Origin of the sequence: Bacteroides sp. OF04-15BH (assembly GCF_003477995.1) — a bacterium.
GTDB lineage: Bacteria > Bacteroidota > Bacteroidia > Bacteroidales > Bacteroidaceae > Paraprevotella.
This window is the reverse complement of record NZ_QUEM01000036.1, coordinates 1-16,550: the sequence shown is the minus strand read 5'-3', so window position 1 is coordinate 16,550 and position 16,550 is coordinate 1. Positions and strand designations below refer to the sequence as shown.

The 16,550-nt window shown below is 47.8% G+C and carries 9 protein-coding genes; 6 read left to right on the top strand and 3 right to left on the bottom strand.

The window, feature by feature from the left end:
• Positions 1-123: 123 nt before the first annotated feature.
• The gene (locus tag DXA74_RS13510) at positions 124-4,437 is read right to left on the bottom strand and encodes a glycoside hydrolase family 2 TIM barrel-domain containing protein (RefSeq protein ID WP_233550559.1); all 4,314 of its coding nucleotides are present in this window, start codon (positions 4,435-4,437) and stop codon (positions 124-126) included.
• Positions 4,438-4,647: 210 nt separating this feature from the next.
• Here DXA74_RS13510 and DXA74_RS13505 point away from each other — a divergent pair, with 210 nt between their 5' ends.
• Positions 4,648-5,172 (top strand): methylglyoxal synthase, encoded by a 525-nt coding sequence (locus DXA74_RS13505; RefSeq protein ID WP_118528445.1) that lies wholly within the window; start codon positions 4,648-4,650, stop codon positions 5,170-5,172.
• A gap of 151 nt (positions 5,173-5,323) precedes the next feature.
• On the opposite strand, the gene DXA74_RS13500 is transcribed toward DXA74_RS13505, so the two are convergent.
• The gene (locus DXA74_RS13500; RefSeq protein ID WP_118528443.1) at positions 5,324-9,178 is read right to left on the bottom strand and encodes a TIM-barrel domain-containing protein; all 3,855 of its coding nucleotides are present in this window, start codon (positions 9,176-9,178) and stop codon (positions 5,324-5,326) included.
• 268 nt (positions 9,179-9,446) lie between these two features.
• Between DXA74_RS13500 and DXA74_RS13495 the strand changes: the two genes are divergently transcribed.
• The 5 genes from DXA74_RS13495 (at position 9,447) to DXA74_RS13475 (ending at position 15,448) form a co-directional block, all read left to right on the top strand.
• On the top strand, positions 9,447-10,325 hold the full coding sequence (locus DXA74_RS13495; protein ID WP_118528441.1) for a hypothetical protein: 879 nt from the start codon (positions 9,447-9,449) through the stop codon (positions 10,323-10,325).
• A 167-nt stretch (positions 10,326-10,492) separates the two neighbouring features.
• Positions 10,493-11,977, top strand: coding sequence for a TolC family protein (locus tag DXA74_RS13490; RefSeq protein WP_118528439.1), 1,485 nt, complete (start codon positions 10,493-10,495; stop codon positions 11,975-11,977).
• A 56-nt stretch (positions 11,978-12,033) separates the two neighbouring features.
• Positions 12,034-13,020, top strand: a complete 987-nt coding sequence (locus DXA74_RS13485; RefSeq protein WP_118528437.1) for an HlyD family secretion protein — start codon at positions 12,034-12,036, stop codon at positions 13,018-13,020.
• 16 nt (positions 13,021-13,036) lie between these two features.
• Positions 13,037-14,206 carry an ABC transporter permease gene (locus tag DXA74_RS13480; protein ID WP_233550558.1) on the top strand — a complete coding sequence of 390 codons (1,170 nt, stop codon included), beginning with the start codon at positions 13,037-13,039 and terminating at the stop codon, positions 14,204-14,206.
• Between the two features lie 3 nt (positions 14,207-14,209).
• The gene (locus DXA74_RS13475) at positions 14,210-15,448 is read left to right on the top strand and encodes an ABC transporter permease (protein WP_118528435.1); all 1,239 of its coding nucleotides are present in this window, start codon (positions 14,210-14,212) and stop codon (positions 15,446-15,448) included.
• A 904-nt stretch (positions 15,449-16,352) separates the two neighbouring features.
• Here the strand turns inward: DXA74_RS13475 and DXA74_RS16350 are convergent.
• Positions 16,353-16,550, bottom strand: a 198-nt coding sequence (locus DXA74_RS16350; RefSeq protein WP_158576080.1) for a hypothetical protein, incomplete at its 5' end; no start/stop codon positions are given.

Below are 16,550 nucleotides of genomic sequence, written 5' to 3'. Positions count from 1 at the left end.
ACCTCAAAGGAATCAGGAAGATTTCTGTAATATTCATAAGGACCATACAAAAAAGACACGCATGGAAAATGAATGCTCATCATTTCCATGCGTGTCATCTTTATGTAACAGACCCCTTAAAGGTTATTTCTTTAACAATTTGTGCTGACGCACTCCCTGCGCACCGCGTAATACTACGATGTAGCTTCCCTTTGGATGTCCCTGAAGCGACAACGATACCTGTGACGCACCATTGCTGCTCTTGCTGGACAGACAAACACCACTTGGGCAATACAAGCTAACCGACAAACTCTCTGTTGGCAAACCTGCACAAACAACTGATTCAGTGGCTTCATCATAATAAATGCTGCAATCCTCAAAGGCCCCTTCTACGGTTTCCACGTGAGTAGGCTCGTCTTCGTTCTCAGCCTCGAAACGGAGTGTGTAAGTATACGAACCCGATGACGGACACTGGTAAGCAGGCTCAGTACCCGGACCGCAACTACCATTACCGATACCACGCTGCATATAGTCAAAAGTAGCATAGATATCTTCAGAAGCCTGCAAATCCCAAGGATGCAATTCCGGAGTCAGATACTGTGTCTGGTCATAATGTGACAGGCTGAAAGAAACCTGACCGGCAGTCTGAATATGGATCTTCTGTTTTTTAGCTTCGTTCTCCAGAGTCAGACTGCGCAAATCCATTCGGTTACCCATTGATTGTGGATGAGTATAGTTTTCAAACATGTCATTTACAGTAGTTGTATAATAACCCAGGAATGAACCGGTCTGACGGTCCACATAGTTTTCCCACGGTCCGCGTGCATAATAAGCCACTTGTTCAAAACCTCCCGGCAAGGTCATATCCATACCGATACGACGCAATCCATTTGCTTTCGGACGGAAGGTTGTCTTCATATCTACCACTCCATTGCTATATACCGTATACTCTACGTCATAAGGACATTTGTCATTCTCTGCACGGACGGTAATATGGCATTCTGTTAATTCCGCGTTGGTACCGTAAGACACACGTGAAGAAGTGTTTTGTGCAGTTCGGTCGCCAAACTGATGCTCTCCATACGGACTTTCATTCTCAATCCAACGAATGTTACTGTAAATAGGATTCTTGCTTCCGGCTCCTGTCATCTGTACTCCCTTAGCGGTCCATTCACGGATAAATCCGTCGGAACCAATCTGGAAGGTGATGTTACGATTGCTCACAAGCACACCACCAGACTCACCTTTAACCTCAAGTGTCTCGCTCAATCCGGTGACAGCAGGCAGCATATTGCTACGCTCTTTCAAGGCGTATTGCTGGTCGGCAATCGGATAACCGGCCTCGCACCAGGTTGTTGCTTCCTTAAAACAAAGAGCAAAATCAATCATATATTCTTCGCTGCCAGCCTTGTAATCAGTCTTTACCGGAATGGTCAGACTACACTCTGCGTCCGGAGCAACAGACGGAATCTCCACTGTACCTTCTTCTACAATGTGACCATCCTTCAAGACAGTATATTTCAGATTGAATACCTGCAAGTTGAGGAAATTGTATTTGTTCTGCAACTTCAGCACCTTGTCCTGCTCGCTGAAGGAAAGGAATTTCACATACTGGTATACATGTTTCACTTCTGTCAGCTTGGAAGTCCAGGCACGGTCGGCTGTAATCAATCCGTTGTTCACGAAATTACCCTGATGAGGACCCGGATAGTCATAACCGGTACGATAATAATTGAATCCGTTCTTCTCCAAAGTGCCATTCTTGATATCCTGCGGATCGTAAATAGACTGGTCTACCCAATCCCAGATACAGCCACCGATACCAAAGCGACTGGATTCAATCAAATCCCAAAAATCTTTCAGGTTACCAACAGCATTACCCATAGCATGGGCATACTCACACATGAAAAATGGCTGATTGCCATTATTGGCATTGGCATAAGTACGCACATAATTCAAATCGGGATACATCTTGGAATGCAAATCCGACTGATCGGTTTTCCAGGCATAAGTACAGCCTTCATAGTGAATCGGGCGCGGATCCAAAGCACGGGTAGCCTGATAAGTTGCCGTAAAGTTGGAACCGGTAGCCGACTCATTACCCAATGACCAGAAGATAACAGAAGGATGATTGCGGTCGCGATAAACCATTCTTACGGTACGGTCTATATACTGTGCTCTCCAGGTCGGATCATTGCTGATACCATTTTCCTTAAAGTCATTCCAGTTCTTATGGCATTCCACATCCGCCTCATCCATAATATAAAGACCGAAATAGTCGAACATGGCATTCATCTTGGCCTGGCGAGGATAGTGACTGGTGCGCACCGTATTGTTGTTTGACTGCTTCATCATCTCAATATCCTTGAGCATTGTCGGCACATCGATGCTCCGGCCATACAGAGGATGAGTATCTTGTGTATTCACACCTTTAAAGAACACACGCTTGCCATTAACATAAACCAGTCCGTCGGTAATCCGGATATCACGGAAGCCATACTTGGTAGCGAAGACAGATTCTTCCTGACCATCCTGATTTTTCTGACGCACCAGTACGTCATAAAGATAAGGTATCTCGGCCGACCACAGATGCAACCCCGTCAGACCGTCAAAAGCAAGATCGATATTCTTCTCCGTATCTGTTTCCGCAAAAGTAACAGACTGTGATTTGCTGGCCAACAGTTTACCGTCGGCATCCCACAACTCCACTTCATAAGTCTTGGTTCCGGCCTCTTTGCTGCGGTTATCCAAAGAAAGAGCCACATTCATTGAGCCATTCTGATAGTCGGCTGAAGCATCAAGAGTTGAAGTAATATAATGGTCACGTACGAATGTCTTCGGAGTGGCAAACAGATACACGTCACGGTGAATACCGCTCATGTGGAACATATCCTGACCTTCGAGATAAGAACCGTCTGACCAGCGGAACACCTGCACACTGATGTTGTTCTTTCCCGTACGCACAAAATCAGTCAAATCAAATTCGGCCACATTGTTCGCACCCTGGGTATAACCTACATACTTTCCGTTTACCCAAACGTAGGCAGCGCTGTAGATACCTTCAAAATGCACAAAGACACGTTTGTCAGTCCAATTTTCCGGAAGCGTGAAATCTCTGCGGTAGGAACCTACCGGATTGTTACCGACTCCCTCAACCTTATTGGTTACATAAGGAGGATTGTCATAGAAAGCATACTCCACATTGATATACATCGGCTTGTCATATCCTTTCATCTCCCAGCACGAAGGAACATCTATGTCATCCCAAGCTGTAACATCCGCCTCATCACCATAGAAGTCATTCTGACCGGGACGATCCAAGGTATCGGGCACCATCTTGAACTTCCAGGTTCCGTTCAAATCCAGAAACTCAGCACGTTCCGGAGTGAGCCATGCCTGTTTGAAGCGTGCGTCTGACTTCAGGGCTTCGGTCGAAGCATAAGGCATGTAAGTGGCATGCCCCGGCTCCTTGTTTTCTTCAAAGAACTCCTGATTCTCCCAATCAGCACGGACAATCTCAGGCTTTTGGGCAACAGCCATGCGGAATGACGTTCCTGCATCTTCGGCATTCTCCGTCAAGACTGTTGTTCCGTCCTCATTGGCTTTCATATAATATTTCTTATTGGAATTCAGGCAGTAAATGTGATAAACTCCCTCCTGCTCACCAACCTGTTCAAAGTAAATGTTCTGATTGGCATTCTTTGTGTCCACGGCATACTGAAGCGGTGTCTTCAAAGCAACAGCCATATCGAGCGCCATATTCGTATAAAGAGAGTTTTTCAGCACATAGCTGTTTGCCCCCAACGCAATAAGCCAGATTTGTCCGGCATCACCTTGAACAAAAGGCTCAGCTACAATTCGGGTGTCATTTTGATTGCTCTTCTGGTTGCTCAACGCCTTGCTGCTGCCCTCAAGTGTCAGTGTGTAATAGAGCCCAACAATCGGACGCGACAATTCTTTGTCCAAAACTTCCAGTCGGAAATAACTGTTTTCAGCTGTCTCATCAGCTGTCTGCATGGATACCTGTCCGTTATCAGTCGGAAGCAACACCTGACTCGGATTCGCCGCATTACAGAACTGGAAAACATTTTCCTGTCCTGCTACTTCACGGATTTTGAAAATCTGGTTTTCGTTGCCGTTCGCATCCCACAACACCAGATGTCCTTGTGTAGGAGCCATATCAGCAGCCTTTCCAGACAAAGTATGTATCACTTTATACTCCGAATCCATACCGCTGTGTTCTACCAAAGTCCATTCCTGCGACAAATCAGCCTTATCGGAAGCTGCAAGAACAAGAGCTGCATCATTGGCAACCGCCCCATTCGTGGACAACACTTTGTTGCTTTCTACATGTATCACACGATACACCTTTTCGGGTTGAACTGCAGCATACACATTGGTGGCTACAATACCCAACAGAAGCAACAAAAATCTTAAATAACTTAACTTTTGACTCATGTTTTTTTCTGGGTTAGATTAATAATTAATACATAACAGATGCAAATATAAACATTCCCACTCTTATTAAGAGGAAGAATCATACTTAAAGATGCTTTTAACAAGAAATAAACATAAGAATCCGAGAAAAAGACTATCTTTGTCACAGAAGTGGGAGCAGATTCTGCATCCATCTCTATTATCAAACAACCACTTTTAATTAAGTTTATTATGGAAAAAGTAGTCAGAAAAATAGGTCTGGTGGCACATGATGCCATGAAGGCTGACATGATTGAATGGGTTCTCTGGAACTCGGAAATCCTTATCGGTCATAAATTTTATTGCACCGGCACCACCGGAACACTCATCAAAAAAGCACTCGAAGAAAAGCATCCCGACATCACTTGGGACATCACCCTGCTCAAATCTGGTCCGCTGGGAGGTGACCAGCAGATCGGTTCCCGCATTGTGGAGGGAGAAATTGATTACTTGTTCTTCTTCACCGACCCGATGACCCTGCAACCTCATGACACGGATGTAAAGGCACTGACCCGACTGGCCGGAGTGGAGAACATCGTGTTCTGCTGCAACCGTTCTACAGCCGACCACATCATCACCAGCCCGCTCTTCACGGATCCGACTTACGAACGGATACGTCCGGACTACTCTTCTTACAGCAACCGATTCCAGAACAAGCCGGATATCGTAAGCCACGCCGTCGAGAAGGTAAAGAGCAGAAGAAAACGTAAGAAATAAACAAGTACGGATACACTTATAAAAACGGTCCCGATGATTTCTGAATTTCATTTCGATGATTTCAGAAAATCATTGGGACCGTTTTTTCGGAACATCACAAAAAAAGAAAGCAACCCGCATCGGGCTGCTTTCTTTTTTATGTAAGGTCAGCTTAGAACTTCAAGCTGTTCATATACTTATCCACAATCATACCATCGATGGCTTTCGTATCGATAGTGACCTTCTTCTTGGCCTTGAACTTAACCACCATCAGCTCGCCGTCCTCCAGATATGGTTTCTCGCCGAGATTGACGAAGGTTGGATATACAGCCTTCTGACGGTTGGTGTGCAGACGATCCTTAGTCAGGTTGGTCATTTCCTTCATGCCCTTAGCATCTACACCCACGTATTCCAGTTCGTCGGTATTATATGGCAAGGCGAAGCTCAATGCGTTGACAGACTTCAGTCCTGTACCCTTCACAATGAACTGAACCTCCTCGCCGGCATTGTAGGTCTTCTTCGATGGAGTAACGGTTACCTTTCCGGCAATCGGATCCACCTTGCGGCTGCTTACTCCGGTTTCGAGCTTGATACCTACTGCCGAGATATCGAAGGCATCGATCAGGTTATTGCGGTTCAGGTCACCGATGCTTACATAGTCGAAGTCACCGTCGCCCTTGCGCAGACCGGTATAGTTCATGTATGAAGTCAAGTCGTTCTCGTCTACCTTATTATCACGGTTGATATCTCCAGGTATCAGGCTCTCTGTGTTTGGTACACGGAATACATACATTTCCAGACCGGAACCGAAGTTACCCACAGCCTTGGTGATAGACAACTTGATATAGCGTGCAGTCGGCTTGTCCTTGAAGTCGAACTCGTGAGTGCCACCGGCCTCCCACTGAATCTTTCCGGCCTCAACCCAGTTTACTTTATCCATACTGTAGTAAACGGTACCTTCCTGCAAGCAACCGTTTCCACCGTCCGGACGAGACATATACTGGAACTTGTCGAGCTGGTTGATGCTGTTCAGGTCGATCAACATATCGAACGGTACAGCCTCGCCCTTGCCCCACTTACTGTGCCAGCCGGCGCTCTCGTCAAAGTCAAACAGTTTGTTTACACCCTGACCGCCCTGGTTCTCGCAAGTAGTCTCGGCAGTGATGCCCTTGATTGCGAACTCCAACGGATTAGACTTGGTAGTAGCCTCAACGGTTGTCCACTCAGACTTACCGTCTTTGTTCACAGCGCGCACCTTGAAGCTGTAAGCGGTTTCCGGAACCAGATCCTCGAACAACAGCTTCGTATCCTTAATCGTAGAATACAGCATGCCGTTGAACTCGATTTCGTAATAGTCGGCATTGGCCACCTTCTCCCAGCTTGGAGTCAGCGTGTATGCCTGAGTATTCTCTTCGGTAATCTGAGCCTTAGGAGCAGTCAGAGCACCGGTCTGAGACAACAGTTTGTTTGTAGTGTCGAATACAAAGCCCTTGATCTCCAGGGTGGCAGCATTGGCTGTAACATCGGTTTCGGCCAGCTTCACGTGCAGTACCGGATTCTTGATGACCTTCTGGGCTGCAAACTCAGAACCCTTGTTGGCAAACTGGTTCATGTTTGGCTCTGCTTCGTAGAAGTATACGTTCTCTCCCTTGTTGAACTCGTCCAAAGAAGAAACCTCGGTCAGTTTCACGCCCTTCTTTCCCAGTTTCGCAGAAACCTTCTTAGGCTGAGCGGTAACATTGACGCGGAACACAGTTACCTTGTTCTTCTCCATGCCGTCGAAGCTTCCCTGAGTTGGCTCAACGGTAACGACTACCTTGCCGTCCTTCTCCTCAGAAACGATCTTGGTAGTTGCGCTCTTGCCAAACTTATACTGTTCGGTGATACCGTCGTCATCATACTCGGTGAAAGTAGTGGTTCCACACGGATACAGATCGTAGATACGCAGTTTCTTGTCTATCTGGTTTGGATTGTTGTTCGGCGCAGTCATCGGGATGATGGCTCCCATCTTGATGAACAACGGCAATTTCCAGATCGGTGCATCAAAGTTGTTGATGATGGTGTTACCTTCGTAAACATCGCCGGTGAAATAATCCACCCACTTGCCTTCCGGCAGATAGATGCCGTTGCGCACGTCGTTGCCCTTGTCGTCGGAAGCGGTGTTCTGATAAACAGGAGCTACGAGCACTGACGGACCGTACAGGAACTGGTAGCGGGTTGCGGTTCCCAAAGTATAGTCGTTCGGATAATCCAGGAACATCGCACGGTTGATAGGCTTGCCGTCAATAGCCTCCTCGGCAATACTATAGGTATAAGGCATGAACTCTGACTTCATCTTCAGATACCAGCGGTTGATAGATTCAGCCGGCTCGCCCAGAATGTGCGGATACTTAGGATTAGATCCCCATCCGTCCATGTTCAGCTGCATAGTCGTAAAGGTCTTCCACTGGAAGTCGCGGATATTTACCGGCAGGTTCTTTCCACCGAAGATACCGTCCATATCAGAACAGATATTCGGCTGACCGGACAAACCGGAACCGATATAAGTCGGGATATGGAAGCGGATGTATTCCCATTCACCACCAGTCTGGTCACCGGTCCAGATACCGGCATAACGCTGTGTTCCGGCCCAACCGTCGAGTGAGATGATGAACGGACGGGCGTTGTTTCCGTAGTAAGGCATGATATGACCTACATCAGCCACACCGTTCAGACCGAATGAATATCCGGCTCCTACCCAAGCCACGTCGGTTTTCAGCACACGTACACCGGCATCGCGCACTTCTTTCACGATATCACGCTGCAACAGGGCGCTGATTCCCTCCTTCGGGTGCAGGTCAGACTGAGTCCACAAACCGATCTCCACTCCCTTCGAACGGGCATAGTCACCGAACTCTTTCAAGTTCTGGATGTTACCGTCCAAGGTTTCGGTCTGGCCGTATCCGGCTCCGTAACCGTCGTTCGGAAGTACCCATCCCAATGGCATGTCGTGTGCATTGTAACGGTCGATTACCGCACGAGCAGAGAACTGATAGTTGTTCTTCTCACCGTTCAGAGACTCCTTGGTACCGCCATTGTCGGTCTGACTCTCTACATATTTCTTTCCGTCCTCATACAACACGCCCTTCGGATCTTCCTTCCAGTAGTCACGGTTGTAAGCGTTCAAGTGTCCTTCGTAGAAACCGAACTTAGGCAACAGCACCGGATTACCGGTAAGCTGATAGAAATCGTTCAGCAAAGCCACCGGAGTATCGTTCACCATCAGGAACATATCCAGATAGTCTTCGTCATGCTGCAACACAACCTTGCCCTTCTCGGCTGCGCCGAAATCATATTTTCCGGGCTTGAAGGTGTGCCACATGATACCGTATCCTTCGGTTGACCAATAGAAAGGCGTCGGAGAAGCCACACCGCCGTCGGTCCAGTTATTGGTGTTCACGATTTCAATTTCCTGGCCCTTGTGTGAGAAGCGTCCGTTCTGCACACCGCCACCGTAAAAATATTCCTTGTTCTGCTCTTTCAGAGATACTGTAACACGGCCTTTCTCAAACTGAACGGGAGCCACAGACTCAGCAACCACCTTGCCTGTTTTCAGGCTGGTGACCTTGAAGAGTGTGGTTTTCTTGTCCAATTCAATCTTGACATCCTTGGTCTGTACCGTAATCACTCCATTCTGATCCTTCAGTTCAATCTGAGAAACTGCCTTTCGGGGATTGTCCACCAAAATCTGAGCTTCGGGAGTAGCCTGCGGATCACGGATGATACCGCCCTGATTGTCCTGGAAGATACGGAAGATGTTCTCTCCGTAAAAATCCATACTCATGCGGGTACCGTTTGAATAAAGAATCTCCAATGTTGTCGGGTTGATCATGCACGCACCCACAATGTTCAAAGACTGCTGGGCGTTCTCCTGAACCGAAACAGTGGCATCTGCTGTAGCGGCTACAGCAGGAACTACTCCGGCCGGAACTCCCATGGCCAACAGTGCGGCCTTGCTTTGAGAAAGTTTTCCGATCAGTTTCTTCATAAATATATAATGTTATTAATAATGTACTCTTAATAAACCTTGTTGAATGTTTAGGTTTTCAAAGGTACGTTTTTTTTTAATAAGGAGAAAAAGTAATTCGTTTTTTTAATAAAAACGAGGAAGCATTTACCCTGCAACCCTGATTCGCCGGAAATAAAATTAAAAACCCCAACGAAAAATAAGATTTGTTTGCAATGGTTCGATAGAAAAGAATTATATTTGCGGCTTTGAAAACGAAAGCCTCAAAAACGATAAATATTTTAGGACTATGGACAAGAAAAAAATCATTGTAATTGCTAGCGTCGTAGTAGTCATCCTGTGCGGATGTGTGGGCTACCTCATTTATTCTCTGAGTGAAAAGAGCGCAGAACACGAGGAAATGGTCAAACTGGCAGAAATGGACAAAAAGGAAATGGAAAACGAATATGCACAGTTTGCCAAGCAATACAACGAAATGAAAACGCAAATCAATAACGACTCCCTCATCGCCCAGCTGGACAAGGAACAGCAGCGCACCGAGGAGTTGCTGGCCGAACTGAAACGCGTCAAGTCAACCGATGCCGCAGAGATTGCGCGACTGAAAAAGGAGTTGGCCACAGTGCGTGCCATCATGCGTGGATATATTCTGGAAATTGACTCTCTGAACCGCCTGAACCAGGCGCTGACCACAGAGAACCAGCAAATCAAGGCACAATATTCACAGGCACAGACCCATATCTCCAGCCTGCAAAGCGAGAAGGCATCGCTGAGCGACAAGGTGGCCATCGCCTCACAGCTGGATGCTACCGGCATTTCCATGTCTGCCAAAAACAAGCGAGGCAAGAACGCACGGAAAATCAAAGATGCCAAACAGCTGGTCGTAAACTTTACCATTGCCAAGAATATCACGGCTACCACCGGAATGAAAAGCATTTATGTGCGCATCCTGAAGCCAACCAACGAAGTGCTGACCAACGGAAATACATTCCCCTACGAGAACAAGAATCTGGAATATTCCATGAAACGTGATATCGAATACACGGGAGACGCACAGAACGTCACTCTGTATTGGGACGTAAACGAGTTCCTCAGCGCCGGAACCTATCGGGTATCCATCTTCGCTGACGGAAACAATATCGGAAACGCATCTGTAACCTTTGAAAAATAAACAGAAAAAGCCTGCTCCTTTTCGAGCAGGCTTTTTTGTTTCTAAGATGATAATATTCAATAAAAAAAATGTCTTTTCTTTGCTTCTTTCTGCAAAGATATTACTTTTGTATCGTTGCCTATGCAATCATTCACGAACAAAAAGAAATATCAACTAAATACAATATAATGAAAAGACTAATCGTTATTTTAATGTTGTCTGGATTCATCACCGGAATTCAGGCACAACGGGTTCTATCTTTAGACAGCTGCAGAAACTTGGCGATAGCCAACAACAAGACTTTGCAGATATCCAAACTGAAGATGGAAAAGGCACACTACGAGGACAAGGCAGCCTTTACAAATTATCTCCCCAAGATTTCAGCCTCCGGAGGCTATATGCGCTTCGGCGATGAAATATCACTGCTCAGCGATGCACAAAAGAACAGCCTGGGAAATCTGGGTACCAACATCGGACAGGCATTGATGCCGGGACTCACGGAGTTTGTCACCCAACTGGGACAGATTAACCCGATTTTGGGACAGATGGCCCAGCAGTTCATCCAGTCGGGCAAATTGCAGGGTGTGGAACAAGCCCTGAATCAGGCCGGAAAAGACCTGGCTGATGCCTTCCGGACCGATACGCGAAATACCTGGGTGGCCGGTGTCATGCTCACCCAACCGCTGTATATGGGCGGAAAGATACGGGCCTACAACAAAATCACCGAACTGTCGAAAGAACTGGCCGGCAAGCAATATGACACCGAAACACAGAATCTGGTACTGAGTACGGATGAAGCCTACTGGATGACCGTGTCGCTCAGTAATAAAAAGAAGCTGGCCGAAGGTTATCTGAACCTGATCCGCAAACTGGACGAGGATGTGGAAAAAATGATTCAGGAGGGAGTGGCCACCCAAGCCGACGGACTTACCGTGAAAGTGAAACTCAATGAAGCGGAAATGAATCTGACGAAAGTGGACAACGGACTGAGCCTCTCCAAGATGCTTCTGTGCCAACTCTGCGGTCTGGACCTGACGGAAGAGATCACGCTGGCCGATGAAAGCGTGGAAAACGTACTGGCAGAAACCGTAAGCGAAGAAGAACTGAATCAGGGAGCCGACCAGCGTCCCGAAATCCAGAGTCTGGAAATCGCCAATCAGATTTACCAGCAGAAAATCAACGTTGTGCGCTCGGACATGTTGCCGTCACTGGCACTCATCGGCGGATATGCCGCAACCAGCCCATCGGTTTTCAACAGCTTTGAAAAGAAATTCCGCGGCACCTGGAATGTAGGCGTCATGCTGCAAGTGCCTATTCTGCACTGGGGCGAAGGATTCTATAAGGTAAAAGCTGCCAAAGCTGAAGCCACCATTGCCAAAATGCAAAAGGAAGAGGTAAAAGAAAAAATAGAACTGCAAATCAGCCAGAGCAAGTTCAAGACCGAAGAGGCCCAGAAACGCCTGGCTCTGGCCAACCGGAGCATGGAAAAGGCTGAGGAGAATCTGAAAATCGCCACCAAGGGATTCCGCGAGGGAGTCATCCCGACATCGAACGTGATGGAGGCGCAGACCGCCTGGCTTTCCGCCCAAACCGAAAAGATTGATGCACAGATTGACATCCGTCTGGCTGACACTTATCTGAAGAAAGCGCTCGGACGTCTGCAAGTACAATAAACCAAAGAACAACATATAAAACGAATCTATTACAAAATATTTAAACCTAAAGAATTATGGAAAAGAAAGCACAACAACATAGCATTATCTGGGCTTTGGTGAGTCTGGTTGTCATTGTAGCCCTGGTTGCCGGAGCAGGAATGTTCCTTTTAGGCAATGAAGATGAAATCATCCAGGGACAGGCCGAGGCCAACGAATACCGCGTATCGAGCAAGGTGCCGGGACGCATCCTGCGCATCCTGGTGCACGAAGGTGACCACGTACGCGCCGGTGACACGCTGGCTATACTGGAAGCTCCGGACGTGCAGGCCAAGCTGGCACAAGCCGAAGCCGTGCAGAATGCAGCAAATGCCATTCGCGAGAAGGCTGACAAGGGCGCACGCCGCGAGCAGATTCAGGCCGCTTATGAAATGTGGCAGAAAGCAAAAGCCGGACTGGAGATTGCAGAAAAGTCATACAACCGCATCAACCGTCTGTTTGAAGAGGGCGTCATGAGTGCGCAGAAGCGCGACGAGGTGTATGCCAACTATAAAGCCATGCAGGCTACCGAGAAAGCTGCCAAGGCTCAATATGACCTGGCCCGCAACGGTGCCCAGAAAGAGGATAAAGAGGCTGCTGCCGCTCAGGCACGTCAGGCCCAGGGTGTAGTAGACGAAGTGAACTCTTATATCAAGGAGACCGTGCTCATTGCCCAGATGGACGGTGAAGTTGCCGAAATCTTCCCGCAAATCGGTGAACTGGTCGGAACCGGTGCCCCGATTATGAACGTGAGTATGCTTCAGGACATGTGGGTGACCTTCAACGTGCGCGAAGACCAGTTGAGCAATCTGGCTGTCGGCTCTGAATTCAAAGCCTTCGTGCCGGCTTTCAACAAAGAAGTACAGCTCAAGGTGTCTTCCATGAAGGATATGGGCTCATACGCTGCCTGGAAAGCCACCAAGACTACCGGTCAGTTTGACCTGAAGACCTTCGAGGTAAAAGCCACTCCGAAAGAGAAAATCGCCGGACTGCGCCCGGGCATGTCCGTAATCATCCGCAAATAATGGAAATCCACACATCATGCAAAGCAATAAAGGAATCATAGCAATCATGCTGCGGGAGCTGAGAATACTCGTCTCCCGCCCGCTGTATCTGTTCTGCATGGTCATCGCTCCTTTATGCTGTTGCTTGTTCTTCACAACCCTGATGAATGAAGGGTTGCCCAAAAACCTTCCGGTAGGCGTGGTCGATCAGGACAACACCTCCACCACCCGCAACATCATCCGCAATCTGGATGCCTTTACGCAAACCGGAATCAGCAAGCAATATGCCAACATCGCCGAAGCGAGAAAAGACATGCAGCGAGGCAAGATTTATGCCTTCTACTATATCCCCAAAGGAACGACCGACGATGTGATGGCCAGCCGTCAGCCCAAGGTATCTTTCTATACGAACAACACCTTCCTGATTGCCGGCTCACTGATCTACAGGGATATGCGCACCATGTCGGAGCTGGCCAAAGGAGCCGTGGGGCTTCAGACCATGCAGGCACGCGGCATCCCCGAAGCCGCAGCACGGGCTTTTCTGCAACCGATCGTGATCGACACGCATGCCTTGCAGAATCCGTGGCTCAACTACTCGGTTTATCTGAACAATACGATTCTGCCGGGCATACTCATGCTCATGATCTTCATGATGACGGTATTCTCCATCGGCAGCGAAATCAAATACAACACGCGAAAGGAATGGCTCGAAATGGCCGACCAGAACATCATGCGGGCGCTGCTCGGCAAACTGGCACCGCACACGCTGATTTTCTATGCTGTGGCTTTGGGCATCAACGTATATCTTTACGGAGTGCTGCAATTCCCGTTCCACTGCAGTGTGGGCGCCCTGATGCTGTCTACGCTGGTCATGGTTCTGGCTTCGCAGGGCTTCGGAGTACTGGTATTCTCCCTGTTGCCCACACTTCGTCTGGCGCTGAGCGCCTGCTCGCTGTGGGGCGTGGTGTCTTTCTCCATCTCCGGATTCACTTTTCCGGTCATGGCCATGCACCCGTCCTTGCAGATGCTCGCCAACCTGTTTCCGCTGCGCCATTATTTCCTGATTTACGTGAACCAGATCCTCAACGGATACCCCATCGAATATGCCTGGCAACCTTATCTGGCTCTGGTCATCTTCATCCTGCTTCCGCTCCCCTTCCTGGGGCGCCTGCACAAAGCATTGCGTGAATTTAACTACATCCCTTAAGTTATGAAAGAAAATACATCTTTATATCAGCGGTTTCTGCGCACGGTGAGCGAAACCTTCCTCATCTGGCGCCGGGAATGCGGACGTGTGTTCCGCGATCAGGGTGTGCTGATCTTCTTCATTCTGGTGCCCCTGCTCTATCCGCTGCTGTATGCCTTTATCTACACCGGCGAGGTGGTGCGCGAGGTACCTGTCGTAGCCGTAGACCAGTCGCACTCGGCTCTGAGCCGCGAGTTCCTGACACGTGCCGACGCTGCGCCCGACCTGCGCATTGTGGCCTATGCTTCGGATGTGGAAGAAGCCAAGACGCTGATGAAAAAGCAGAAAGCCTACGGCACCATCCTGATACCGTCCGACTTCAGCAAACGCCTCAACTCGGGCAAACAGGCCACTGTGGCTGCCTATTCGGACATGAGCGGACTGCTTTACTATAAGGCCATTCTGTCGGTCTGCACCGATGTGTCGCTCGACATGAACAAGGAAATCCAGATTGAGCGTCTGGGAAACACAACCGACGAACAGGACAACATCAGCACGGCCCCACTGGAATATGAATATGTGCCGATGTTCAACCCGCAGAACGGTTTCGCCAGTTTCCTTATCCCGGCCGTACTGATTCTGATCATCCAGCAGACACTGCTGCTGGGTATCGGACAGATAAACGGAACGGCGCGCGAACTGCATACTTTCCATTTGCAGCTGCCTCCCGGAAAACGAAACGGAACCTTCCGCATCGTAATCGGAAAATCTCTGTGTTATTTCATGGTCTACGCCGTGATGAGCAGCTGGCTGCTGTTGGCTGTGCCCAAGATATTCAGTCTGCCGCAGATTCCGCAAATCTGGGATCTGATGGCCTTCATGCTTCCTTATCTTCTGGCCTGCATCTTCTTTGCCATGACTCTGTCCATCCTGGTATTCTCGCGCGAGAGCTGTATGCCTCTGTTTGTTTTCACGTCAATACCTCTGCTCTTCATTTCGGGCATTTCCTGGCCGGGAGCAGCGATTCCCGAAGTATGGCACCTCCTTTCGTGGATAGCCCCTTCAACCTTCGGGGTGAACGGTTTTATCCGCATCAACTCAATGGGTGCCCTATTGGATGACGTGCAACAAGAATACTACGCTTTGTGGATTCAGACTGTAGTGTATTTCTTCACGGCAACCTGTGCTTATTATTACATGATCCGTCAAAGCCGTCGCCTGGCCCTGAGAGACCAACAGGAACAGCAAGAGGCAGACCAATAACCAACAATCCCCTTATTCCGTGGCAACAGACTCCTATTCCGGTCTGAGCGCCTACAGAATAAGGGGATTACTGTATCCGGGCTTCTACCGCACGGGCAAATTCTTACGAACCGCAGAAGAGGCTGAGAAAACAAATCCGATCTATAGGAATAAAAAAAGAGCAGGCTGCCCTCTTTTTATAGAAGAAGACAGCCTGCTCGGTAAACATCCTTTAATAAACCCAAATTTCCAAAACAAAACTAACCTTAAGGATGTTTTTTTAAATACCCCTTTCTCACGAGAGAGATATTTGAGACGTGTGCTACGCTTAGCCTCCACTTTTACACTTAATCTAATTTACTAACTATGATTGCTTTTACTTTCTACTTATAATAATACAACTAGCGTGCCAAAAACAACAATTCAATATAATTCACTGACAATCAATGGAAAATAAAAATACCACCAAAAATCCACACTGGGGAAAAGCGGGGAATTTGTGGGAAAGTGTGGAAAAAGTCCACAATCCACAGCATCATCGGGTTCTAAGATCACAGATTTTCCCATTTCTCCGGCCGATCCTGGAAGCTGCCGGAAGTTATCAATCCCAATTATCAATGGGAAAATAATAAATTATCATCAGGGCGATAATAAATTATCAATGGGATGATAATTTCCGATAAGCAGCCTCATCATGATCAGGCACAGTTTACGCTTCGTAGCTTCTTCGCTATCCAACAAGATACCGTACACCTCGCACAAGCCTTTTCCGAAATATCAAAAACAGAAAGGTATATAAACGGCGAAAGGCCCTTCCTTCACAGGAAAGGCCTTTCTCTGAGGATTTTTAATATAGAATAGAATCTCAAAACATACCTAACGAATATATAAATATCATGTTATCCTCTAAAACCAAAATAGTGGGTTATGCCATAAAACGAATCTTATTCTCAGCTTTTTCAATTACTTCTTCTACCTTTTTCTTTTCTGTGGTTGTTGTATCGGGCTCAATTTCATCGTCGTTCTTAGCAAGAGCTACCTTCTCTGTATCAACAATAATTGTATCAGACTGAACGGTATCATCGGCCATTGCCAAAGCAAATGTAGTCTCATCGGCGGTAAC